This is a genomic window from Paracoccus onubensis (assembly GCF_003591515.1).
GTDB classification, from domain to species: domain Bacteria; phylum Pseudomonadota; class Alphaproteobacteria; order Rhodobacterales; family Rhodobacteraceae; genus Paracoccus; species Paracoccus onubensis.
Genome location: NZ_QZCG01000004.1, coordinates 142,615 through 167,132 on the forward strand (window position 1 = coordinate 142,615; position 24,518 = coordinate 167,132).

22 protein-coding genes are annotated in these 24,518 nt (G+C 60.0%); 11 read left to right on the top strand and 11 right to left on the bottom strand.

The window, feature by feature from the left end; all coding sequences use genetic code 11:
- Nucleotides 1-189 precede the first annotated feature (189 nt).
- The 6 genes from D3P04_RS07285 to D3P04_RS07310 all read left to right on the top strand — a co-directional run bounded on the left by D3P04_RS07285 (nt 190) and on the right by D3P04_RS07310 (nt 6,732).
- On the top strand, nt 190-1,893 hold the full coding sequence (locus D3P04_RS07285) for a peptide ABC transporter substrate-binding protein (RefSeq protein WP_119747386.1): 1,704 nt from the start codon (nt 190-192) through the stop codon (nt 1,891-1,893).
- Between the two features lie 105 nt (nt 1,894-1,998).
- Nucleotides 1,999-3,717: a peptide ABC transporter substrate-binding protein gene (locus D3P04_RS07290; RefSeq protein ID WP_119747388.1), complete on the top strand. Its 1,719-nt coding sequence runs from the start codon at nt 1,999-2,001 to the stop codon at nt 3,715-3,717.
- A 66-nt stretch (nt 3,718-3,783) separates the two neighbouring features.
- Nucleotides 3,784-4,791, top strand: coding sequence for an ABC transporter permease (locus D3P04_RS07295; RefSeq protein ID WP_119747390.1), 1,008 nt, complete (start codon nt 3,784-3,786; stop codon nt 4,789-4,791).
- Nucleotides 4,784-5,779, top strand: coding sequence for an ABC transporter permease (locus tag D3P04_RS07300; RefSeq protein WP_119747392.1), 996 nt, complete (start codon nt 4,784-4,786; stop codon nt 5,777-5,779). The genes D3P04_RS07295 and D3P04_RS07300 overlap by 8 nt, the downstream gene beginning before the upstream one ends.
- A 29-nt stretch (nt 5,780-5,808) precedes the next feature.
- On the top strand, nt 5,809-6,159 hold the full coding sequence (gene arsC / locus D3P04_RS07305) for an arsenate reductase (glutaredoxin) (protein WP_119747394.1): 351 nt from the start codon (nt 5,809-5,811) through the stop codon (nt 6,157-6,159).
- Nucleotides 6,160-6,165: 6 nt separating this feature from the next.
- Nucleotides 6,166-6,732, top strand: coding sequence for an MOSC domain-containing protein (locus D3P04_RS07310; RefSeq protein ID WP_119747396.1), 567 nt, complete (start codon nt 6,166-6,168; stop codon nt 6,730-6,732).
- A gap of 11 nt (nt 6,733-6,743) precedes the next feature.
- On the opposite strand, the gene D3P04_RS07315 is transcribed toward D3P04_RS07310, so the two are convergent.
- Nucleotides 6,744-7,115 carry a hypothetical protein gene (locus D3P04_RS07315; protein WP_119747398.1) on the bottom strand — a complete coding sequence of 124 codons (372 nt, stop codon included), beginning with the start codon at nt 7,113-7,115 and terminating at the stop codon, nt 6,744-6,746.
- Between the two features lie 51 nt (nt 7,116-7,166).
- Between D3P04_RS07315 and D3P04_RS07320 the strand changes: the two genes are divergently transcribed.
- A complete protein-coding gene (locus tag D3P04_RS07320; protein ID WP_182912765.1) occupies nt 7,167-8,309 on the top strand; it encodes an alcohol dehydrogenase catalytic domain-containing protein in 1,143 nt (380 codons plus the stop codon).
- A gap of 79 nt (nt 8,310-8,388) precedes the next feature.
- On the opposite strand, the gene D3P04_RS07325 is transcribed toward D3P04_RS07320, so the two are convergent.
- A complete protein-coding gene (locus tag D3P04_RS07325; protein WP_119747400.1) occupies nt 8,389-8,988 on the bottom strand; it encodes a LysE family translocator in 600 nt (199 codons plus the stop codon).
- Nucleotides 8,989-9,078: 90 nt separating this feature from the next.
- Here D3P04_RS07325 and D3P04_RS07330 point away from each other — a divergent pair, with 90 nt between their 5' ends.
- The gene (locus tag D3P04_RS07330; protein WP_119747401.1) at nt 9,079-9,531 is read left to right on the top strand and encodes an Lrp/AsnC family transcriptional regulator; all 453 of its coding nucleotides are present in this window, start codon (nt 9,079-9,081) and stop codon (nt 9,529-9,531) included.
- Between the two features lies 1 nt (nt 9,532).
- Here D3P04_RS07330 and hemF read toward each other — a convergent pair whose 3' ends face one another.
- Complete coding sequence (gene hemF / locus D3P04_RS07335) at nt 9,533-10,399, bottom strand: oxygen-dependent coproporphyrinogen oxidase (protein ID WP_119747656.1); 867 nt, start codon at nt 10,397-10,399, stop codon at nt 9,533-9,535.
- Nucleotides 10,400-10,464: 65 nt separating this feature from the next.
- On the opposite strand from hemF, the gene D3P04_RS07340 reads away from it, so the two are divergent.
- On the top strand, nt 10,465-10,884 hold the full coding sequence (locus D3P04_RS07340) for a hypothetical protein (protein WP_119747403.1): 420 nt from the start codon (nt 10,465-10,467) through the stop codon (nt 10,882-10,884).
- 27 nt (nt 10,885-10,911) lie between these two features.
- Here D3P04_RS07340 and D3P04_RS07345 read toward each other — a convergent pair whose 3' ends face one another.
- From D3P04_RS07345 to D3P04_RS07375, 7 genes are all read right to left on the bottom strand, one after another.
- Nucleotides 10,912-11,259 carry an H-type lectin domain-containing protein gene (locus tag D3P04_RS07345; RefSeq protein WP_119747405.1) on the bottom strand — a complete coding sequence of 116 codons (348 nt, stop codon included), beginning with the start codon at nt 11,257-11,259 and terminating at the stop codon, nt 10,912-10,914.
- 98 nt (nt 11,260-11,357) lie between these two features.
- Complete coding sequence (locus tag D3P04_RS07350; protein WP_119747407.1) at nt 11,358-11,807, bottom strand: F0F1 ATP synthase subunit epsilon; 450 nt, start codon at nt 11,805-11,807, stop codon at nt 11,358-11,360.
- Nucleotides 11,808-11,816: 9 nt separating this feature from the next.
- Nucleotides 11,817-13,241 carry a F0F1 ATP synthase subunit beta gene (gene atpD, locus D3P04_RS07355; protein ID WP_119747409.1) on the bottom strand — a complete coding sequence of 475 codons (1,425 nt, stop codon included), beginning with the start codon at nt 13,239-13,241 and terminating at the stop codon, nt 11,817-11,819.
- Between the two features lie 21 nt (nt 13,242-13,262).
- Nucleotides 13,263-14,135 carry a F0F1 ATP synthase subunit gamma gene (locus D3P04_RS07360; RefSeq protein ID WP_119747411.1) on the bottom strand — a complete coding sequence of 291 codons (873 nt, stop codon included), beginning with the start codon at nt 14,133-14,135 and terminating at the stop codon, nt 13,263-13,265.
- Between the two features lie 12 nt (nt 14,136-14,147).
- The gene (gene atpA, locus D3P04_RS07365; protein ID WP_119747413.1) at nt 14,148-15,683 is read right to left on the bottom strand and encodes a F0F1 ATP synthase subunit alpha; all 1,536 of its coding nucleotides are present in this window, start codon (nt 15,681-15,683) and stop codon (nt 14,148-14,150) included.
- On the bottom strand, nt 15,683-16,249 hold the full coding sequence (locus tag D3P04_RS07370; protein WP_119747415.1) for a F0F1 ATP synthase subunit delta: 567 nt from the start codon (nt 16,247-16,249) through the stop codon (nt 15,683-15,685). Before D3P04_RS07370 ends, atpA begins: the two co-directional genes overlap by 1 nt.
- 420 nt (nt 16,250-16,669) lie before the next feature.
- Complete coding sequence (locus D3P04_RS07375) at nt 16,670-17,476, bottom strand: methyltransferase domain-containing protein (RefSeq protein WP_119747417.1); 807 nt, start codon at nt 17,474-17,476, stop codon at nt 16,670-16,672.
- A gap of 57 nt (nt 17,477-17,533) precedes the next feature.
- Between D3P04_RS07375 and gloB the strand changes: the two genes are divergently transcribed.
- A complete protein-coding gene (gene gloB, locus D3P04_RS07380) occupies nt 17,534-18,280 on the top strand; it encodes a hydroxyacylglutathione hydrolase (RefSeq protein WP_119747419.1) in 747 nt (248 codons plus the stop codon).
- 218 nt (nt 18,281-18,498) lie between these two features.
- Nucleotides 18,499-20,823: an ATP-dependent Clp protease ATP-binding subunit ClpA gene (clpA, locus tag D3P04_RS07385; protein ID WP_119747421.1), complete on the top strand. Its 2,325-nt coding sequence runs from the start codon at nt 18,499-18,501 to the stop codon at nt 20,821-20,823.
- Nucleotides 20,824-21,045: 222 nt separating this feature from the next.
- Here clpA and putA read toward each other — a convergent pair whose 3' ends face one another.
- Complete coding sequence (putA, locus tag D3P04_RS07390; RefSeq protein WP_119747423.1) at nt 21,046-24,486, bottom strand: bifunctional proline dehydrogenase/L-glutamate gamma-semialdehyde dehydrogenase PutA; 3,441 nt, start codon at nt 24,484-24,486, stop codon at nt 21,046-21,048.
- Nucleotides 24,487-24,518: the final 32 nt, after the last annotated feature.

The window sequence follows — 24,518 nt, forward strand, 5'->3', positions numbered from 1 at the left end:
GTTGAGGATAGGGCTTGCCATGACCCTCAAGATTGTTTGAAACTGACGGAATTCCGCAAGAACAACCAACGGCGCCAAAGACCGATGGGAAGCAGGGGGAAAAATTGATAAGCGATATAAAAACAACACCTTATCTCTCCTGCTTGCGCGCAGAAAACGCGGGAAATCACTTCCAACAGGAGAAATGTCATGAAATTGAAGACCATGCTTATGGGGGCGGCCGCGTCGATGGCCCTTGCCCCCGGCGCCATGGCGGAACGTGGTTCCGATGGCGAAGCGAATATCATCATGTGGCAGGCACCATCCACGATGAACATGTTCCTGTCCAGCGGCACCAAGGATATCATCGCCTCCAGCATGGTGCTTGAGCCTCTGGCCGGTTTCCAACCTGATGGCACCCTGTTCCCGGAACTCGCGCAAGAGATTCCCTCGCTCGAGAATGGCGGCATTTCCGAGGATCTGACATCGATCACGTGGAAGCTGAAAGAGGGGCTGAAATGGTCTGACGGCACGCCGGTTACCTCTGCTGATCTGGTTTTCACCGCCGAATATTGCATGCATCCGGAAGGCGGCTGCGCGCAGCTTGCGAAATACGAGGGCGTCGAATCCGTCGAGGCAATCGACGATCTGACCGTCAAGGTGAACTTCACGGAACCGCGCCCCGATCCTTTCGCGGCATTCGTCGGCGGACAGTCACCGATCATCCAGAAGGCACAGTTCGAGAAATGCCTGGGTGCCGCTGCACCGACTTGTACCGAAGAGAATTTCAACCCGATCGGCACCGGACCGTTCCGGGTCGTGTCGTTCAAGACCAATGATGTCATCGAATTCGAGGCCAATCCCGAATATCGCGACCCTGAAAAACCCGCTTTCGCCAAGCTGACCATGAAAGGCGGGGGCGATGCCGCAGCGGCCGCGCGTGCGGTCCTTGAGACGGGTGAATTCGACTATGCGTGGAATACCCAGCTTGCCCCGGATGTGATCGAGGGTATGGAAGCACAGGGCAAAGGCAAGGTTCAGGCGGCTTTCGGCAGCCTTGTCGAGCGGCTGATGGTCAATCTGACCGATCCGTCCTCGAGCCTTCCCGAAGGCGAGCGTTCGACGCTCAACAATCCGCACCCGTTCCTGTCTGACCCGGCAGTCCGTCAGGCGCTGTCGATGGCGATCGATCGTGAGTTGCTGAACGAGATCGGTTATGGTTCGACGGGCAAGGCAACCTGCAATCTTGTCCCTGCACCCGAAGCATGGGCGTCGCCCAATACCGACTGCATGACGCAGGATATCGAAGGCGCCAAGAAGCTTCTTGACGATGCGGGCTGGGTTCCCGGCGCTGGCGGTGTGCGTGAAAAGGACGGAATGCGCCTGTCGATCCTCTACCAGAGCTCGGTCAATGCGGTGCGTCAGGATTTCCAGTCGCTGATCAAGCAATGGTGGAGCGAAATCGGCGTGGAAACCGAGCTGAAAACCATCGACGCCTCGGTCTTCTTTGGCAGCGATGCGGGTTCGCCCGACACATTGCAGAAATTCTATGCCGATATCGAAATGTATGCCAACAACTTCGAAGGCAACAACCCCGAGCCCTATCTGGCCAAATTCACCTGCGACAAGGCACCGGGCCCCGACAATCAGTGGCAGGGCGAAAATATCGTTCGTTTCTGCGACGAGGAATATGACAAGCTGGTGGCCGAACTGGGCAAGACCGTCGATCAGGACGAACGCGGCAAGCTGGGCCAAAAGCTGAACGAGATGCTGACCAAGGATTCCCATGCGATCATCCCGCTGGTCTATCGCGGCACGGCCTCGGCCGTCAGCAATGCGCTTGGCGGAGTCCAGTTGAACGCCTGGGATACCGAATTGTGGAATGTCCAGGACTGGTATCGCGTCAAGGAATAGGAGCCTGACAGGGCCATGCAGCAACCTGCCTGCATGGCCCGGCCATAAGAAGCGATCCACGCACGCGTGAGGAATTGCACAAGTCCAACCGGAAAAGGAAAAATCATGGTCATCAATTCGCTAAAGACAGGTCTGCTGACCAGCGCGGCGGCCGTTCTGGCCTTCGCCTCCAGCCCTGCTCATGCCGAACGTGGCACGGATGGAGAGTTGAAACTTCTGCTGTGGCAGGCGCCGTCCACGCTGAACGTCTATCTTTCGACCGGCGTCAAGGAGATGCTGGCCTCGTCGTTGATCCTTGAGCCCCTGGCGATTTTCGCACCTGATGGCGAGATCGTTCCCGCGCTGGCGCAGGAACTCCCCACGGTAGAAAATGGCGGCATTTCCGAGGATCTGACATCGATCACATGGAAGCTGAAAGAAGGCGTGAAATGGTCCGATGGCTCTGATCTGACCGCTGAGGACGTGAAATTCACTGCTGATTACTGCATGAACGACGAGGGCGGCTGTGCGCAAGCCGCCAAATTCGAGGGCGTGACCTCTGTCGAGGCTGTCGATCCGCTGACCGTCAAGATCACATTCGACTCGCCGCGCCCCTATCCCTATGCGGCTTTTGTCGGTGCTCAGGCGCCGATTATCCAGAAAGCGCAATTCGAGAATTGCACGGGTGCCAAGGCCGCGACATGTACCGAAGAGAATTTCGGCCCCATCGGTACCGGTCCGTTCCGGGCCACTGGCTTCAAGACCAATGATGTCGTGACGCTTGAGGCCAATCCGGAATATCGCGAAGCAGACAAACCGGCCTTCGCGACCGTCACCCTGAAAGGCGGCGGCGATTCGACCTCGGCAGCGCGGGCTGTTCTGGAGACGGGCGAATATGATTATGCCTGGAATATCCAGCTTGCCCCCGACGTTCTGGAAGGAATGCTGGCGGCTGGCAAGGGCAAGCTGGAAGTCGATTTCGGCGCAACGGTCGAGCATATCCTGCTGAACCAGTCCGACCCGTCCCCAAGCCTGCCGGAAGGTGAGCGTGCGACACTGAAGCACCCGCACCCGATCCTGTCGGATCTCAAGGTGCGTCAGGCCCTGTCCATGGCGATCGACCGGGAATTGCTGAACGAGATCGGCTATGGCGAGACCGGCAAGGCCACCTGCAACATGGTCCCCAATCCCGAGATTTACGCCTCGGATAACGACGATTGCCTGACCCAGGACATCGAAGGCGCCAAGGCTCTGCTGGAAGAGGCGGGCTGGACCGTCGGCGGGGATGGCATCCGCGAAAAGGACGGCGTGAAACTGAAACTGCTGTTCCAGACCTCGGTCAACGCGGTGCGTCAGGACTTTCAGGCCCTGATCAAGCAATGGTGGTCGGAAATCGGCGTGGAAACAGAGCTCAAGACCGTGGATGCAAGCGTTTATTTCGGCTCGGATCCCGGCTCGCCCGATACGATCGTCAAGTTCTACGCCGATGTCGAGATGTATACCGATGTCTATGATGGAACCGATCCAGGCAGCTTCCTCTCGGAACGCTCCTGCGCATCGATTCCCAGCCCCGAGAACCAGTGGCAAGGCGAAAATACGGTTCGTTATTGCGATGAGGAATATGAAAAGCTGATCAAGGAAATGGCCCAGACATCGGGGATCGAGGCGCGTGCCGAACTCGCCAAGAAGATGAACCTGATGATCACCCGCGATTCGATGACCCATCTGCCGCTGATCGCGCGTGGCCGGGTCTCGGTCAGTTCCAACCGTCTGGGCGGCGTCCATATGAACGCGTGGGACAGCGAATTCTGGAACGTGGCCGACTGGACCCGCGTCGAGGAATGACCCTGAGCCCGCCCGGTCGCAACGCTGCCGGGCCATGTTGTTCATGACACGTCAAAGAGGTTCCGGATGCTGAATTTCACAATGCGCCGTTTGCTGCTGGCGATCCCCACCCTGTTGTTCATTTCGCTGGTGATTTTTCTTCTGCTCGAGGCATCGCCCGGCGATCCCCTTGGGGACGTCCCGCTGACCGTGCCGCCCGAAGTCAAAGAAAAGATGCGCGAGGCGCTTGGGTTGGGCCAGGCATGGTATATTCGCTATATACTATGGCTGAAACAGTTCTTCTGGGTCGAGCCGCTGCACTGGACTGACAAGTTGCTGGGTACCTATTTCAGCGACGGGATGCAGCGGATCATCAGCTTTCAGTCGCGCAGTCCTGTCTTCGACGTGATTGCGCAGCGCGTGCCGCAAACCCTGATCGTCGTCGGCATGTCCTATATCGTCGGCGTGATGATCGCGATCCCGATCGGCATCCTCTCGGCCTATAAGCAATATAGCTGGTTCGACCAGATCGGTACCTTCGTCTCGATGGTCGGCTTCTCGATGCCGACCTTCTTCACGGGTGTCGTGTTTATCATCATCTTCGGGGTCAAGCTGCAATGGTTCCCTTCGGTCTATGACACCACGCATGTCGTCACGGACTGGGGCAGTTTCTGGGTTCAGGTCCGGCAGATGATCATGCCGGTGACTGTGCTGGCGCTGTATAACGCCGCGCAGATCAGCAGGTTCATGCGCGCCTCGATGCTGGACAATCTGGGACAGGATTATGTGCGCACGGCACGTGCCAAGGGCCTTGGCGAACGCAAGGTCGTGCTGAAGCACGTGCTGCGCAACAGCCTGATCCCGGTTGTAACGGTCATCGCGCTTGGCCTGCCCACCGTATTCGGAGGCGCGATCATCACCGAGCAGGTCTTCAAGGTGAACGGCCTTGGTCAGCTTCTGATCTCGGCCATCCATGCCAATGACATCCCGATGGTGCTGACGCTGACCTTCATCTTCGCCATCCTGATCATCGTCTTCACCCTGATTGCCGATATTCTCTACGGCGTGCTGGACCCGAGGATTCGCTATGATTGATACAAATCGCCAGCAGGAACTGAACCGCCAGGAACTGACCGAGGGCGCCGCCGGAGCGGCCGCCGCCACGGCTGCCCTGCCCCCGGACCAACCGCAAATCGCAGGAGGCGAAACCCGCAATCAATGGCGCGATGTCTGGCGGCAGTTTCGCAGTCACCGGGGAGCGATGGTCGCCCTGATCCTGTTTATCGGGGTGCTGCTCTTCGTATTGGCCGGTCCGCTGATCTGGACGCTTGATCCGACATATGTCGATATCCGCGCCCGAAATACCGGTTTTACCTCGGTTCATCCTCTTGGCACCGATCAGCTTGGCCGTGACATGCTCGCCCGGCTGATGGCGGGTGGCCGGGTCTCGATCTCGGTCGGGTTGACCGCGATGCTGATCGCGATCTTTCTTGGCAGCACGATCGGAGTTCTTTCGGGTTATTTCCGCCGGCTCGACGCGCCATTGATGCGGGTGACAGAATTGTTCCTGGCCCTGCCGCTTCTGCCACTTCTGCTGCTGATGGTGACGCTGTTTCGCGAACCGCTGTCCCAGTCATTCGGCCCCGCCATGGGCATCTTCCTGCTGATCGTCTCGGCCATCGGCGCGACAAGCTGGATGCAGGCGGCGCGCATCGTGCGCGGCGATGTGCTTGGCCTCAAGGAACGCGAATTCATCCTTGCCGCCAAATCCATCGGCACCCCGCCGCGCCGGATGATCCTGCGCCATATCCTTCCCAATGTGATGTCTCCGATCATGGTGGCGGCAACGCTGGGCATTGCCACGGCGATCATCACCGAAAGCGCGTTGAGTTTTCTTGGCTTGGGCTTCCCCCCCGACTTCCCGACATGGGGAAGGCTGCTATATGACGCGGTGGATCAGATGGTGCTTTATCCGAGTCGGGTGATCCTGCCGGGTGTGTTCATCTCGTTGACGGTGCTTTGCGTCAATTATATCGGTGACGGATTGCGCGACGCCATGGATCCGCGGATCAGGGGACGCTGAGTCCGCCCGCACGAGAGATGAGAACATAAATGGACAGATATGTGATCTGGCATAATCCGAAATGCTCGACATCGCGCTTCGTGCTGGATGCGCTGCGCGAGGCCGGGCTGGACCCCGAGATACGAACCTATCTGACAGATCCGCCCTCACCGGCGGAACTGTCAGAGGCGCTGCAATCTCTGGGCATCACCGCCCGGCAGTTGCTGCGCCAAAAGAATACGCCCTATCACGATCTTGGTCTGAACGATCCGGCGCTTTCCGATGACGCGCTTATTGCTGCCATGTCCGAACATCCGGTGCTGATCGAACGGCCAGTCGTGTTCTCGCCCAAAGGCGCAAAGCTTTGCCGCCCCAAGGAAACCGTGTTCGAGCTGATCTGACCGGCCATGACGAACCGCCAGCCCTCCATGGCCACGCTGATGGCCGCCCTGCCGGAGATCCGCAACGCGCCTTCGGATCACGGCCCGATCCGCTATCTGTGCCACAGGCCGGATTTCGGACAACGCGATTTCGTCAGCGAACTGACCTTGACCGTCGAGCAGGGGATCCCCGGTGAAAGATGGATGCGCCATCCCTGGATGCGTTTGCCCGACGGCAGCCCCGACCCGGCGATTCAGGTCTCGATCCTGCCCGCGCGGGTCTGCGATCTGGTCTGGCAGCCGGGCGATGTCTCTCCCCATCCCGGCGATTCCATCGTCGCCGATCTCGAGACCAGCCTGGACAATCTTCCCACCGGCAGCCTGATCGGCGCAGGCGACGCGGTCTTGCAAGTCTCGGCAGTCTTCAACGATGCCTGCGTCAAATGGCGAAAGCGCTATGGCGAGGATGCCTTGCGCTGGGTGAGAGCAGAAGGCCACCCGCATTTGAGATTGCGCGGCATTCTCTGCGCGATCACACAGGATGGCGTGGTCCGCGCCGACGACCGGCTAAGAGTTCTGCGGCGTGGGTATTGACGCGATAAGTCTTATATCAGCCACAGGACATAACCGATCAGTGTCAGAAAGACCGTCAAACTGATCGCGGACAATGCCAACGCTATGCCTACCCTGTCCTTGAAAGCCAGTACGATGGCTGTCAGCTGCCCGAAGATCAGCAAAGGAATGCCGCCATTCAAGGATATCAGATAGAACAACTGCGCTCGATTTGCCTTTTCAGGATCGTCGGGCCATTGATGGAACCCCATCCCAAGTGGTGACATATACCAAAGAAAGATCAGCGGAATCGATATGACGATCAGCAGAGCAAGCGTCAGGATCATGCAGGCGCGCATGGTCGAGACAGGCCGGATTTTGCCCGCAATCCTGTTTGTGGGTTGTGCCGCGCGGGGTTCTTTCATAGGGGCGTTTCCCGCATATTCACCATCATTGGATACTAAAGGAGCCTAGCGATGATCCCTTCACAGATGCAAGCGATGGTTCTGACCCGTCACGGCGGGGTCGATGCACTGGAATGGCGGACCGATTACCCGGTGCCGCAGCCGAAAGCCGGGGAGGTTCTGGTCCGCATCACCGCCACCGCCAAGAACAATACCGATCGCAAGGTGCGCGAGGGCCTTTATGCCACCCATGACACCGGTGAGGCGACCAGTTTCCAGATGGCGGGCGAAACGCTGCGCTTTCCGCGCATTCAGGGGGCGGATGTGGTCGGGCGTGTGGTTGCCGTGGGAGATGGCGTCGATCAGGGGCGGATCGGACAACGCGGACTGCTGGATTTCAATATCTACCGCAGCAAGGATCCGCATCTGAACCTGACGCCGGATTATTACGGACATGGCGCAGATGGCGGCTTTGCCGAATACGGAGTTTTCCCCTCTGCGCAGTTTCACCATATTCCGAATGACAACCTGTCGGATGCCGAACTCGCCAGCCTTGGCATGTGCTCGTGGCAGACGGGATATCATATGCTGACCTCGGCCAGCGTAAGCAAGGGAGAGCATGTGCTGATCACCGGCGCCTCAGGCGGGGTGGGCTCGGCATTGATCCAGCTTTGCCGGGTGATCGGGGCGGTGCCGCATGCGATTTCGGGGCCCGGCAAGGACAAGACCCTGCGCGAATTGGGGGCCGAGACGGTGATCGACCGTATGACGGTCACCGACTGGGCCAAGGATATCGCGCAGGCGGTCGAAGGACATCAGATCGACGCGGTAATGGATTTGGTTGGAGGCGATATCACGCCGGGACTGATCGATGCGATGTGCCGCGATCTGGGAACGCGCCGGACGCCTCCGCGATTGTCGATCGCCGGAGCGTCTGCGGGAAATGTCACGCCGATCCTGTGGACACAGATTTATCTGAATCAGGTGCAGATTTTTGGCGTCTCGCATGGAACGCAAGCCGAGGCGCAGCAATTGATCGACTGGATCCGCGCGGACCGGCTGCGCCCGGTTCTGGCGGGCACAATGAAACTGTCGGAATTGCATGACGCAGAGAGGCTTTTCGTAGAGCGCGGCACGGATTTTCTAGGCAAGCTGGTGATCGTCCCGGATGCGGAATGGGACCAGCACGGCGCGCCCCATGCCTTGCGGCGTTAGACATTCTGTTTTGTCGGGTCTGGTAGAAACAGTCCTGCCGTAATCCGTCAGGGGTGGAAAGCGGTTCTGCGCCCATCGCTCAGCTTTTGCCTAACAGCACGGGCAGCATAGACGCGACCAGCAGGATTGCCATGGTTGTGTTGAACAGGCGCAACCGCATGGGCGTCGTCAGCAGACGGCGCAACCCCTGCCCCGAAATCGCCCAGATCGAAACGCTGGACAGGTTGATGACGGCAAAGACCACGCCCACGACCAGCGCACCGCCAACACCTGCGGCATAGGCCGATAACGCCCCCAGGGCCATGGCCCATGCCTTTGGATTGATCCATTGGAAAGCGGCGGCTTCCAGGAATGTAAACGGCCGCGCCCGCGAGGCTTCCGGCGATTGCCGGGGCGGCGCCGCATTAGCAACCTTCCATGCCAGCCACAGCATATAGGCGAGACTGATCCATTTCAGCGTAGTTTCGATTGCCGGATTGGCGGCCAGCAACCGATCCACCCCCAGTCCGATTATCACGATCATCAGGGCAAAACCCCATGCAACGCCCAGCATATGCGGGATCGTCCGCCGAACGCCGAAATTCGCGCCCGAGGCCATCAGCATCATGTTATTCGGTCCCGGCGTGACCGAGGTCACAAAGGCAAACCCGGCCAGAGCAAGAAACAGATCAGTATTCATTGCGCCATCCCATCAGATACCGCAATAATAACGCTTATTATCCGCAATCATCTTGCCAATAACGTCTCTCTATCATTATTATTGCAATTAATGACCTATTCTGATCTCACTAACGACAAGATATTGCAGGAACTCCGCCGCGATGGCCGCCTGCCCAATACCGAACTGGCGGCGCGGGTCGGGCTTTCGCCTTCCGCCTGCCTCCGACGGGTGCAGGAACTCGAGCGGCGAGGGATTATCATGGGTTATCGGGTGGTGATCAGCCCCCAGGCCCGGGGTGCGGGTTTCACCGCCTATGTCACGGTCGGCCTGTCCAGACATTCGACCGAGGCGCAAAAGGCGTTCGAACGGCTTTGCATCGCCGCCCCCGCCGTGCGCGAATGCCACAATATCACCGGCACGGTGGAATATCTGCTGCGGGTCGAGCTTGTGGATCTTGCCGCCTATAAACAGTTTCACGCCGATGTTCTGGGCAATTTCCCGTGGATTGCCACCATGACCACCCATGTCGTGATGGACAGCCCCAAGGATGAGCGTGCCTAGCCTATGGCCATTTCGCCAGCGGCGGCAGGCTCATCAACACGGCATCGGGATCATGGCCGGTTTCCAGCCCGAATTTCGTTCCCCTGTCGTAGACAAGGTTATATTCGGCATAAAGGCCACGATGAATCAATTGAGTCTCGCGATCCATATCCGTCCAATCCTGCGTCATCCGGGCCTCGGCCAGAGGCAGGAAGGCGGGCAGAAAAGCCTCGCCCACGGATTTGGTAAAGGCGAAATCGGCCTGCCAGTCGCCGCTGTTCAGATCGTCATAGAAAATGCCGCCGACACCCCGGGCGCGACCCCGGTGCGGGATAAAGAAATATTCGTCTGCCCATGACTTGAAGCGTTCATAATAATCCGCCCCATGCGGGGTACAGGCAGCACGCAGGGTATCGTGAAAATGCCCGGTGTCTTCCGGGTATTCGATGCAGGGATTAAGATCGGCGCCGCCACCGAACCACCAGGCCTGCGGAGTCCAGAACATGCGGGTATTCATATGCACCGCCGGCGCATGAGGGTTCTGCATATGCGCGACAAGGCTGATCCCACTGGCCCAGAAGCGCGGATCCTTTTCCAGCCCCGGAACGCCCCGCGCGGCCATGGCCGCCTGCGCCTTGGGTGACAGGGTTCCGTGAACCTCGGACCAGTTCACGCCGACCTTTTCGAATACCCTGCCGTCCCGCATGACCGACATCAGCCCGCCGCCGCCATTATCTGCGCGTTCAGTCGGGGTCACAGCAAAACGCGCAGCGGGTCGGTCCGTGGGTCCGCGATCTTCCAGCGCTTCGAATGCCTGTGTAATCCGATCGCGTAATTCACGAAACCAATCTGCGGCAAGGCGGCGTTGATCGTCCATGTCATCCCCTATCGTGAATTGCCAAGCCTGTATCAGGCCGGTTAGCATATATCCAACCCGTAGTAGTGAGACCGACCATGCCCCGTAACACTGCACTCACCGCCCTTGCCGTCCTGCCGCTGCTTGTTGCCGCCTGTGGCACGCCTCAGGAACGCTGCATCAGCAAGCATACCCGCGAATACCGCAATGTCAGCAGCCTGCTGCAGGAGGTCGAGGCCAATCTCGAACGTGGATATGCATGGGAAGAACGTCAGGTGGTACGTGACCGTCTGACGCATTGCCGGGATCTCTACCGTGACCGGAAAGGAAATGTCCAGACGACCATCCGGCCATGCTGGCGCGATTACGTGGATATCGAACGGTATCGCGTTCCTATCGACCCGGCGGCCGAACAACGCAAACGCGATGGGCTGGCAGAGCGTAAGGCGGAATTGGAGGGCACGGCGAACGCCTATGTGCAGGCATGCAAGAAAGCGTTCCCCGAAGAGAAAACGTGAAGCCCCGATCTGACCGGACAGGGTGGTCTATAGATCGAAATCATCATCATACCGAACCGCGCCGATCGCCAGCCAATCGGCACGGATACGCGCAACCCGCGTATCGCCCCAGGTCCGGAACACGATATCGAAGCCCTCGGCTGTAATGTTCTGCGTAGCGATATCCGCACGCTGATTCGCGCTGCTTTCGATATCCCACATACTTATCGAAACATGAATGACCGGGACCGTTTGAAACGGTTCCGAGAAATCTATCCGTCGCGTCTCACGGCGAGGGCCATGCCCGGTCCACATGATCCCGTTATCCTCGAATGCCGAGAACATCTGGACGGAGCCCTGTAGAACACCAACGGCCGAAAATCCGAATTTCTGCATGCACCGAACTCTTTTTCCAGCCATGTATAAGCTAATAGCGGCAAGAAAAAAGCCCCGGTTATTAACCGGAGCTTCAGAATGCCCGGATGAGCAAAGAATCACTCGGGAACGGAAGCCTGTTTGGGATCCAATCCGATATGAGTGCCAAGCGCTTCCATATCCGCCAGCAATTTAACGGCGGCGGCAACAATCTCTTCACCGGGGCTGCTTGCCCGCTTTTCGACAGCCTGGCGCTTCATATGGGCTTCGCGCATCATCTCGTTAAAGACTTCCTGCGTCATCTCGGCCCGCTGATGTCCACGCTCGGCCAGCAGAGTGACCGATTCGCCGTTGATCTCGACAAATCCGCCGGTGACGGCGAATTCATGGTTATTGCCATCGTCACCGACAGCAATCACCAGACCGGGCCGCAAGGTGACGATGACCGGCGCGTGGCCGGGCATCGCTGTCAGATCACCCTCAGAGCCCGGCAGGCGTACCTCACGCACCTGAAGCGAAAGCAATTTCCGCTCTGGTGAGACAAGGTCGAACTGCATGGTATCGGCCATGATGCCCCCTTATGCGGCTTCGGCGGCAAGACGCTCGGCCTTGGCCTTTGCCTCTTCGATGTCACCAACCATGTAGAAGGCGGCTTCCGGCAAGTGGTCGTATTCGCCCGCCACCACGGCCTTGAAGGAAGCAATGGTCTGCTCCAGCGGAACCTGAACCCCGTCCGAACCTGTAAAGACCTTCGCAACGTCGAAAGGCTGGGACAGGAAGCGCTGGATTTTCCGGGCACGTGCCACGGTCAGCTTATCCTCTTCCGACAATTCGTCCATGCCCAGAATGGCGATGATGTCCTGCAGCGATTTGTAACGCTGAAGGATACCCTGAACGTCGCGGGCCACCTGATAATGCTCTTCCCCGACAACCGCCGGATCGAGAATACGCGAGGTCGAATCCAGCGGGTCCACCGCCGGATAAATCCCGAGTTCCGAGATTGCGCGCGACAGAACCGTGGTCGCATCAAGGTGGGCGAAGGAGGTCGCAGGCGCCGGGTCGGTCAGGTCGTCGGCCGGAACGTAGATGGCCTGCACCGAAGTGATCGAGCCCGCCTTGGTCGAGGTGATCCGCTCTTGCAACTGGCCCATATCGGTGGCCAGGGTCGGCTGATAGCCCACGGCGGAAGGAATACGGCCCAGAAGCGCCGACACCTCGGAACCTGCCTGCGTGAAGCGGAAGATGTTGTCGACGAAGAACAGAACATCCGTTCCCGACTGATCCCGGAACTGTTCGGCCAAGGTCAGACCGGTCAGAGCAACGCGCATACGCGCCCCCGGAGGCTCGTTCATCTGGCCGTAAACCAGTGCCACCTGCGACTCGGACAGGTTGTCCGGCTTGATAACACCGGATTCGACCATCTCGTGATAGAGATCGTTCCCCTCGCGGGTCCGTTCGCCCACACCGGCGAACACGGAATAGCCCGAGTGCACCTTGGCGATGTTGTTGATCAGTTCCATGATCAGAACGGTCTTGCCGACGCCGGCACCGCCGAACAAGCCGATCTTGCCGCCCTTGGAATAAGGCGCGAGCAGATCGATGACCTTGATGCCCGTAACCAGAATTTCCGAGCTGGTCGCCTGGGCGGCGAAATCCGGCGCGGGCTGGTGGATGGCGCGGGTTTCCGATGACTCGACCGGGCCGCCTTCGTCAACGGGTTCACCCACCACATTGATGATCCGGCCCAGGGTCGCATCACCCACCGGGATCGAGATCGGTGCGCCGGTATCGGTTACCGGCTCGCCCCGAACCAGACCTTCGGTCGAGTCCATCGCGATGGCGCGAACGGTATTCTCACCAAGATGCTGCGCAACTTCCAGCACCAGTTTCTTGCCATTATTCTCGGTATTCAGCGCGTTCAGGATCGCCGGCAGTTCTCCGTCGAACTGCACGTCCACAACGGCGCCGATAACCTGGGTAATCTTTCCTTTGGCATCTGCCATGTTATCACCTCTACGTTACGGTCAGAGCGCCTCGGCGCCCGAAATGATTTCGATGAGTTCCTTGGTGATCGCGGCCTGACGCGAACGGTTATATTCAGTGGTCAGGCGATCGATCATGTCACCAGCATTGCGCGTGGCATTATCCATAGCGCTCATCCTCGCGCCCTGTTCGGACGCAGCGTTTTCCAGAAGCGCCGCAAAAATCTGCGTTGCCACGGAACGCGGCAGAAATTCGGCCAGAATGGCCTCTTCGTCCGGTTCGTATTCATAGACCGCAGAAGGCGCCTCGGCTTCTTCGGGCATTTCCGCAGGGATGATCTGGCGTGAAGTCGGCACCTGGCTGATCACCGATTCGAAGCGGTTGTAGAAGATCGTGGCGATATCGAAATCGCCATTCTCGAACCGGTCCAGAACCTCATCGGCCACGCCGCGGGCATTGTCATAACCGATCCGCTTGACCTCGGACAGATCGACGTGATGCACGAAAGACTCGCCGTAATCACGTTTGAGCTGTTCGCGCCCTTTCTTGCCGACAGTCAGGATGCTGACCTGCTTGCCTTCGGCCAGAAGCTTCTCTGCGTGGTTGCGGGCCAGCTTGACGATAGAGCTGTTGAAGCCCCCGGCAAGCCCGCGCTCGGAAGTCATCACGACCATCAGATGACGCTGATCGCTGCCGGTTCCTGACAAAAGCCGGGGCGCATTGTCCGACCCGGAGGCCGCTGCCGTCAGGCCGGCCATGACGGCTGTCATACGCTCGGCATAGGGACGGGCGGCTTCGGCAGCTTCCTGTGCGCGACGAAGTTTCGCCGCTGCGACCATCTGCATCGCCTTGGTGATCTTCCGCGTCGATTTGACGCTTTCGATCCGGTTCTTGAGATCCTTGAGGCTGGGCATCTATTCCCCCTCTCAGGCGCGGGTTTTGTTGTATTCGTCCAGCGCCGCCTTGATCGCATCCTCGAGATCACCGGCAACCTTGCGGTCATTTGTGGTGATATCGTCCAGCAGGGCTTTCTTCTGGTTCCGCAGGAACTGGACCAGTCCCTCTTCCCAGGTAACGACGTCGCGCACCGGCACATCGTCGATATAACCCTTGGTGCCGGCATAGATGACGATGACGATTTCGGCATTGGTCAGCGGGCGATATTGCGGCTGTTTCATCAGCTCGGTCAGGCGCGCGCCCCGGTTCAGCAAGCGCTGGGTCGCGGCATCGAGATCCGAACCGAACTGGGCAAATGCAGCCATCTCGCGATACTGGGCCAGTTCCAGCTTGACCGGACCAGCGACCGATTTCATCGCCTTGGTCTGAGCGGCCGAACCAACGCGCGACACCGAAAGACCGGTATTCACCGCCGGGCGGATACCCTGGAAGAACAGATCGGTTTCGAGGAAGATCTGACCATCGGTGATCGAGATCACGTTAGTCGGAATATAGGCGGACACGTCGCCTGCCTGCGTTTCGATGATCGGCAGGGCGGTCAGTGAACCGGAACCATTGGCTTCGTTCAGCTTGGCCGAACGCTCCAGCAAACGGCTGTGCAGATAGAAAACGTCGCCCGGATAGGCTTCGCGTCCGGGCGGACGGCGCAGCAGCAGCGACATCTGACGATAGGCAACAGCCTGTTTGGACAAGTCATCATAGATGATCAATGCATCCATGCCATTGTCACGGAAATATTCGCCGATGGCGGTACCGGAATAAGGCGCAAGGAACTGCATCGGAGCCGGATCCGACGCGGTCGCGGCGACGATGGTCGTGTAGGCCATGGCGCCCGTCTCTTCCAGCTTTTTCACAAGCTGCGCAACGGTCGAACGTTTCTGACCAACGGCGACATAAACGCAATGCAGCGTCTTCATGCCATCGCTTTCACGACCGTTATAGTTCTGCTGGTTCAGAATAGTGTCCAGAGCGATCGCGGTCTTGCCCGTCTGACGGTCGCCGATGATCAGCTCGCGCTGGCCGCGGCCGATCGGGATCATGGCGTCAACGGATTTCAGGCCGGTCGCCATCGGTTCATGCACCGATTTCCGGGGCATGATGCCCGGCGCCTTGACATCGGCCACCCGGCGCTCGGTCGTCTCAATGGGGCCTTTGCCGTCAATCGGATTGCCCAGACCGTCCACGACGCGGCCCAGCAGAGCCTTGCCGACCGGCACGTCCACGATCGAACGGGTCCGCTTGACCGTGTCGCCTTCCTTGATCGAACGGTCGTCACCGAAGATAACGATACCCACGTTATCGGTTTCGAGGTTCAGCACCATGCCCCGGATACCGCCGGGGAACTCGACCATTTCGCCGGCCTGCACCTTGTCCAGCCCGTAAACACGGGCGATACCGTCACCGACCGACAGCACCTGACCAACTTCGGCCACTTCGGCGTCTTGTCCGAAATTCTTGATCTGATCCTTGAGGATCGCCGAAATCTCGGCTGCCTGGATTCCCATTATCCGACCTCTTTCATAGCATTCTGCAGGGAGGCGAGCTTCGAGCGGACCGACGAATCGATCATCTGCGAGCCCAGCTTGACAATCATACCGCCGATGAGCCCTTCATCGACGCGGGTATTCAATTTGACTTTCTTGCCCGATTTCTCGGCCAGCGTTTGCGTCAGGCGCTTTTGCTGCTCATCCGTCAGGGCGACGGCACTTGTGACATCCGCCGTCACCTCGCCCCGCGCATCGGCGATCAGGTCGCGCAGGCGGCCGATCAATTGCGGCAGAACGAAAAGCCGGCGGTTCTGCGACATCAGTTTCAGCGTATTGGTCAAAGTGACCGAAAGGCCCATCTTCCCGGCAATTTCCGAAATGACGCCGCCTTGCTGGGCACGGGAATACAGCGGCGAAGCGATCAGGTCGCGAAATTCGCTGCTTTCATCCAATGCGTTCTGAAGATCGTCGGTCTGGCGGGCCAGATCGTCCAGCCCCCCCTCTTCCTTGATGATGTCGAAGACGGCCTGCGCATAGCGCCCGGCAATGCTCTGGGACATGGAAACAGAGTTGGCCACGGTCATCCTTTACCTTTGCGCAACCCCGCAGGCGGGCCGGAGCCAAGTCCGGTCTGTCGCGGGGTGCGGGTCGCATTCCGGCAGCTTATGGAGGGCCGCCCGATTTTCTGCGCAGTCTCTAGCAGGTCGTTTACCGACCGGCAACCACTTAGGACACGGAAATGAGAGCCGTTGCGACCAATGAAGGAATTAAAATGCGGGTTTGGGAATTTGACCGGCAATAGCCCGCCGTCATCGCCTGCGACAGGCTGTCGCAGGGCGTGTGAATCCCGGGTTTCAGAAGCGAAAAAAGCCGGATCCCGAACCGTCTGGCCTGACATTGCCTTCTGCATGATTCTGTCGATACAGAACCCGGTCCCCGCGCAAGAAAAAATTGCCTCCGCCAGCTGGGCAGCAGACTATCGGGCCATCATTGCCTCCGGCCCGCTACTCGTCCTTTTCCGTCATGTCGAGCGACCTGCCGATCAATCGGCCCTTCACCACCGGCCGATTTCGTCCCGGCAGACGGACCCCGTCAAGAATATCCAGCGGCCCCGGCACCTGCACACGCAATCCCGGCCCGATCTGACCGCGCACCTGTTTCGAGACCTCCATCAGCACGACCCCGGCGATCAGGACGCGGCTGATCTTTGTTCCGGTCCGCTCCCACATCTGCGCGCTACGCAGCCAGAAGCGCCGCGCCGATGGCGGGATATAGACGGCCGATCCATGCCATTCGGGCGCGAAACCTGCCTTGAGCATCTGCCCTTCAAGCTGCCCTGCGGTATAGCTGCGCCCCAAGCCGAAGGGCGTGCGATCCGAGGCGGCCCACAGTCCCGCGCGGTTCGGAACCATCACCATCATCCGGCCACCGGGACCCAGCGCCCGCCATGCCTCGTCCAGAAGCGCTGCCGGATGGTCGCTTGTCTCCAGCGCATGCAGCAATACCAGCCGGTCGATACTGCCTGTCTCGATCGGCCAGGCGGTTTCATCGCACAGAACGCTGTGATTGGGCTGCCCCGACGGCCAGGCCATGCCCCCCTGCGGCCCCGGCATCAACGCGGTGACCCGGCGCGCCCGCGCAAGATAAGGCCGCAGCATCGGCGCGGCAAAGCCGAACCCGGCCACATTCATCCCCGTGCAGCCGTCAGGCCGCCAGCGCCCGGTCAGCCGGTCACGCAAAATTCGCTGCACCACGCGGCCCAATGCCTGCTGGTAATAGAATCGGCGCAGATTCTCGATATCGTGATGCATTGCGTCCCGGGCGTGGTTTTGTCAGATTCAACCTGATCATACGGAGAGGATTTTGCAATGCCGCTGGAACTCGTCACCATCCGCTGCCTGAAGGACAATTACGCCTATCTTCTCCATGGCGGGGCAGGAACCGTGCTGATCGATGCGCCTGAAGCCGCGCCGATCCTGACAGAACTGAAGCACCGGGGCTGGAAGCTGGACGCAATCCTGCTGACCCATCACCACGGAGATCATATCGATGCCGTGCCCGAACTGACCCGGCAAACCGGCGCCCGCGTGATCGGCGCCAAATCCGATGCGCATCGCCTGCCGCCTCTGGACATAGCGGTCACGCCCGGGGAAACGCTCGATATTCTGGGTAAGACGGTTCAGGTCATCGATGTATCGGGACATACCGTGGGGCATATCGCCTTTCATTTCCCGGAATCGGGCTTTGCTTTCACGGCCGACAGCCTGATGGCCATGGGATGCGGCCGGCTGTTCGAAGGCGATCCGGCGATGATGTGGGACAGTCTCTGCCGCCTGAATGCCCTGCCGCCCGAGACTCTGATCTGCTCAGGGCACGATTACTGCGCTGCCAACGGCGCCTTCGCTCTTTCTGTCGATCCGGATAATGACGCCCTGAAGAAACGGATGACCGGAACAGCCGAAGGCCGCCTGCCCTGCTCTCCTGCCACTCTTGCCGAGGAACGCGCAACGAACCCGTTCCTGCGCGTTCACGAATTATGTCGCGCCCTGGACATGGAAAATGCCTCCGAAGCCGAAATATTCGCGCGGCTGCGAAGCATGAAGGACAATTTCTGATGTCATATCAGGGCATCGATCCACGCTGCCCGCGATCCGGCGCATCTTGAAAACCGCCCATTGTGATATCACATTTGCCTCAACCGTGGCAAAAAACCCGGGCAAACTCAAAAAACAGCTTGAAGCCGGGCCGATTCCACCAAATCTTAAAACTACCATGACAGTCTGGTCAGGTGGGCACCTCGCCCATACCGCCAGCCGACTGACAGGAGACGACCGTGCCAAGTTTCTCGACTTCCCTGGAACAGGCCATTCACCAGGCGCTTGCACTGGCGAACGAGCATCGACATGAACTGGCCACGCTGGAGCATTTGCTGCTGGCCCTGACCGACGAACCCGAAGCCGTCAAGGTGATGAGGGCATGTAATGTCGATCTGGAAGAATTGCGTAAACTTCTGATCGATTTTATCGAAGACGACCTTTCGACGCTGATCACCGATGTCGAAGGATCCGAAGCTGTACCGACCGCCGCCTTCCAGCGGGTAATCCAGCGGGCGGCGATCCATGTGCAAAGCTCGGGCCGGCAAGAGGTGACCGGGGCGAATGTGCTGGTCGCGATCTTCGCCGAACGGGAATCGAATGCGGCGTTCTTCCTCCAGGAAATGGACATGACCCGTTACGACGCGGTGAATTTCATCGCGCATGGCGTGGCCAAGAATCCGACTTTCAGCGAACCGCGAAAGGTCATCGGTGCCGAGGAACCGGAAGAGGCGAAACAGGCCGAACCCGTGCAGGAGGCGAAAGAGGAAACCGCCCTTTCGAAATATTGCGTCAATCTGAACGCCAAATCGGAAAAGGGCGATGTGGATCCGCTGATCGGCCGCGAACACGAGGTGGAGCGCTGCATCCAGGTGCTGTGTCGCCGCCGCAAGAACAATCCGCTGCTGGTGGGCGATCCCGGTGTGGGCAAGACCGCCATCGCCGAGGGTCTGGCCAAGAAGATCGTCGAGGGCCAGACGCCCGAGGTGCTGTCCGGCGCAACCATCTTTTCGCTGGATATGGGCGCGCTGCTGGCCGGCACCCGCTATCGCGGCGATTTCGAAGAGCGGCTGAAAGCCATCGTCAAGGAACTGGAAAACCACGAGGACGCGATCCTGTTCATCGACGAGATTCATACCGTCATCGGCGCGGGCGCGACGTCCGGCGGCGCGATGGATGCCTCGAACCTGCTGAAACCCGCGCTGGCGGGCGGCAAGCTGCGCTGCATGGGCTCCACCACCTACAAGGAGTTCCGCCAGCATTTCGAGAAGGATCGGGCGCTGAGCCGCCGGTTCCAGAAAATCGACGTGAACGAACCCACTGTACCGGATTCGATCAAGATCCTGATGGGGCTGAAGCCGCATTTCGAAAAGCATCACGATTTGCGCTACACCAATGATGCCATCAAGACCGCCGTGGAACTGGCCTCGCGCTATATCAACGACCGCAAACTGCCTGACAGCGCCATCGACGTGATCGACGAGGCGGGGGCGGCACAGCATCTGGTCACCGAAAGCAAACGGCGCAAGACCATCTCGCCCAAGGAGATCGAGGCCGTCGTGGCCAAGATCGCCCGCATCCCGCCCAAAAGCGTCAGCAAGGATGATGCCGAGGTGCTGCGCGATCTGGAAAAGACACTCAAGCGCGTGGTCTTCGGCCAGGACGCGGCCATCGTATCGCTCTCATCGGCGATCAAACTGGCACGTGCCGGATTGCGGGAACCCGAAAAGCCCATCGGCAACTACCTGTTCGCCGGGCCGACCGGTGTGGGCAAGACCGAAGTGGCCAAGCAACTCGCGTCCACTCTGGGCGTGGAACTGCTGCGCTTCGACATGTCGGAATATATGGAGAAACACGCCGTCAGCCGCCTGATCGGCGCGCCTCCGGGCTATGTCGGCTTCGATCAGGGCGGTCTGCTGACCGATGGCGTGGATCAGCATCCGCATTGCGTCCTGCTTCTGGACGAAATCGAGAAAGCGCATCCCGACGTCTACAACATCCTGTTGCAGGTGATGGATCACGGCAAGCTGACCGACCATAACGGTCGTCAGGTGGATTTCCGCAACGTGATCCTGATCATGACCTCGAATGCCGGCGCGACGGATCTGGCCAAGGCCGCGATCGGCTTTGCCCGCGATCGCCGTGAGGGTGAAGATACCGAGGCGATCGAACGCACCTTCACGCCGGAGTTCCGCAACCGGCTGGACGCGGTCATCAGCTTCGCCCCGCTATCACGCGAGGTGGTAGTGCATGTGGTCGAGAAATTCGTACTGCAGCTCGAAGCGCAGCTGATGGACCGCAATGTCCATATCGAACTGACCCCGCAGGCCGCCGACTGGCTTGCCGAAAAGGGTTACGACGACAAGATGGGCGCACGTCCACTTGCCCGGATCATCCAGGAGCATATCAAGAAGCCACTGGCCGAAGAACTTCTGTTCGGCCGGCTGCAGAAAGGCGGTGTGGTCCGTGTGAAGATCAAGGACGGCAAGCCCGCCTTCGATATCACCGGCCCCGACGCCCCACGCATCGGCAAGTCAAAAACGCCACTGCTGACGGCAGAGTAAGTTCCGCCGAGCCGACAAAAGGCCCACCCTGTTCCCGCAGGGCGGGCCTTATTATATATGAACCCGATCAAAAGCGCCCGGCCTTCCCATCACGCGGATTCTTCTTCACTCAAATATCCCGGGTGACGCCAACAGGTGCGCCACTGGTTCAGGAGACCAGTCGGCGAGGTGCAGAGTCCCCGGCCGGCGCTGGATACAAACGCTGTCAGCCCGGTGCCAATCCTATCCCGCGGCAGCAAGCAGAGAAGCATTGCCACCTGAGGCGGTCGTATCGATGCAGAGATGCCGTTCGAGAATCGCGTAATCAGCCAGTTCCACCGATGTCACAAGCGGCACGATCGCGCCGTCGCGCGCGGCCAGTGCGATCCGATAATCACGCGCCCTGTCCTCGGGGCCATCATAGGCCACGACGGCAATCCCGTTCAGCAAGGTCAATGCTTCGGCAGGCAGCGTCCCCTTGATCTCGACAGCGGCACAGCCCTGCGCCCTTGCAACCGCCGCCTGCGCCGCGCAATCCGGGCCGAGACACAGCACCGTTCCGCGCGCATGTGTGGTCAGGCGGTTCGATTCCCCGGTCGGCCCCGGCATCAGCGTGGTTTCCCGTGCGGTCGCCGTATCGGTATGGGCGGCATCCAAAGCCGTCTGAACCTGCGCCGGATCGGCGACGACTTCCGCATCCGTGATCATGCGTTCTATAGTTACCGCACGGAAACGCGGAACATAATGTGGCCCGCCCGCCTTCGGCCCGGTGCCGGAAAGACCTTCACCGCCAAAGGGTTGGCTTCCGACAATTGCGCCGATCTGGTTTCGGTTCACATAAAGATTGCCGGCACTCACAAGGCTGTCGATATGCTGCACCCGATCATCGATCCGGGTATGCAGACCAAAGGTCAGCCCGTATCCGGATCTGTTCACCGCCTCGATCACCTTATCCAGTTCACGCGCCTCGAAGCTCGCGACATGCAGGACCGGGCCGAAGATTTCGCGTTCGATATCCTCGATCCCGCCGACCCGGATCGTGACCGGGGCAACGTAATGCCCGCGCCCCGGCGTCTTGAGCCGATGCAGGATTCGCCCATCGCTGCGCGCCTTGGCGATATGTGTCTCGATCCCCTTCTTCGCTTCCGTCGAGATCACCGGGCCGACATCGCTGTCCAGATACCACGGATCTCCGATATGCAGCTCATCCATCGCTCCATGCAGCATTTTCAGCAGCTTGTCCTCGACGTCCTTCTGCACATACAGCACCCGAAGCGCCGAACAACGCTGACCTGCCGATTGGAACGCGCTGGCAAGGATGTCGCGCACCGCCTGTTCCGGCAATGCCGTCGAATCCACGATCATCGCGTTCAGCCCGCCGGTTTCCGCGATCAGCAGCGCATCGGGTGACAGATTCGCCGCCATCGCCCGGTTGATTGCCTGCGCCGTCGGCAGGGAACCGGTAAAGCAGACCCCCGAAACGCGCGGATCGCTGCAAAGCGCGGTACCGACCTTGCGCCCTTCACCCGGCAGCAATTGCAGCGCGTGAACGGGCACTCCGGCCTCGTGCAGAAGCTGCGCGGCCCGCCATGCGATCAGGCTGGTGGTTTCCGCCGGTTTGGCCAGCACGCCATTGCCTGCGGCCAGGGCCGCTGCGATCTGGCCGGTGAAGATCGCCAGCGGAAAATTCCAGGGCGAGATGCAGGTGAAGATACCGCGCGGCGCGTCCCCGGATACAAACCCGGCATAATAGTGCAGAAAATCCACGGCTTCGCGCAACTCCGCCACAGCATCGAATTGCGATTTCCCTGCCTCGCGGGCAATCAGGGCAAATAATTCGCCAAAATTTTCTTCGTACAGATCAGCGGCGCGCCGCAAAATCTCTGCCCGCTCGCCCGGTGAGGCGTCCCAGATCTGTGCGGCATCCAGCGCAGCCGCGATATCGGTGCCCCCGGCCCATTCCACGACCCCCACCCGGTCGTTGCCCTGAGCCGGGTTGACGATCTCTTCCCGATGACGCTCGCTTTCACCCACTGCGGCCAGCAAAGGTCCACCCTGCCAGCGATATCCTTGCCAGGGCGCACGCGCCGCCTCGACCCTCGCCTGTTCAACCGGGTCGCGCAGATCGAACCCCCGAGCGTTCGCCCGCTCGGGGGCAAACAACTCGGCGGGGCGCGTGACGCCGGGAGCAGGCTTGCCCGCGACGGCGTCGTATTCGACAAATGGATCGGGCGCGACGTCTTCGGGCGCGATATCCTCATCCACGATCCGGTTCACGAAACTGGAATTCGCGCCATTCTCCAGCAATCGCCGCACCAGATATGCCAGCAGATCCTCATGCGCTCCGACCGGCGCGTAAATCCGGCAGCGGGTCCGATGTTTCGCCTTGACGATCTCGTGCAGCGCCTCGCCCATGCCATGCAGGCGCTGGAATTCGAAATCGCGATCCTCGCCCGCCAGATGCAGGATCGCGGCGACGGAATGAGCATTATGGGTGGCGAATTGCGGATAGATGCGAGGGCTGGCCAGCAATTTCCGCGCACAGCAGATCCATGCCACATCGGTCGCGGATTTATGGGTCCAGACCGGAAAATCGTCCAGCCCCTCGACCTGATAGCGCTTGATTTCGGTATCCCAATAGGCCCCCTTGACCAGCCGCACCATGACGCGCCGGTCAAGACTTTCCGCCAAAGCCTCAAGCCAGTCCAGAAACGGCGCGGCGCGTTTGCCGTAAGCCTGCACGACCACGCCGAACCCGTCCCAGCCCATCAGAGCGGGATCCGAAAGCACAGCCTGAATGACATCCAGGGAAAGCTCCAGCCGGTCGGCCTCTTCCGCGTCGATATTCAGGCCCATATTCGCGTCCTTCGCCTGACGGCACAGGCGCAGAACGACGGGAACGAGTTCCGCCATGACCCGGTCGCGCTGCGGTTCCTCGTATCGCGGATGCAGCGCGGAAAGCTTGATCGAGATGCCGGGATTATCGCGGATATCGCTGGCCCGCGCCTCGCCGGCCAAGGCGCGGATCGCCCCTTCATAGGCCGCCAGATAGAAATCCGCATCGGCCTGGGTTCGCGCCGCCTCGCCCAGCATGTCGTAGCTGTAGGTATATCCCTCGCGCACGCGGTCTCGGCCGCGCCGGATCGCATCCCTGACCGTCTCGCCCAGCACGAATTGCTGGCCCATCTCGCGCATGGCGCGATGAACGGCGGTGCGGATCACCGGCTCGCCCAGCCGTCGGACCGCGTTGCGCAAATGCCCCGCGATACCCGGATGCTGATCGTCCCGCAGAACCTTGCCCGTCAGCATAAGCGCCCAGGTCGAGGCATTGACCAGCGACGACGACGATTTGCCCATATGCTGCCCCCATTCGGAAGGCGCGATCTTGTCCTCGATCAGATCGTCCATCGTCTCGGCATCTGGGACACGCAGCAAAGCTTCGGCCAGGCACATCAGGGCCACTCCCTCGTCGGTGGAAAGCCCGTATTCTGCCAGAAACACCTCCATCAATCCGGGCTTGCTGTCCGAACGGATCGCGCGGACCAGATCGGCAGCCTTTGCCGCGATCCTGCCCCGCGCCTGATCGTCAGGTGCGAAAGCCCGTACCAGATCGCCGATCAGTTCCGCCTCATCGCCCAGATGCAGATCGCGGATCGTCTGGCGAATGTCGTCAACGCGGCTCATTTGTTACCCTCCCGGCGGCAAGACGTCGCAGC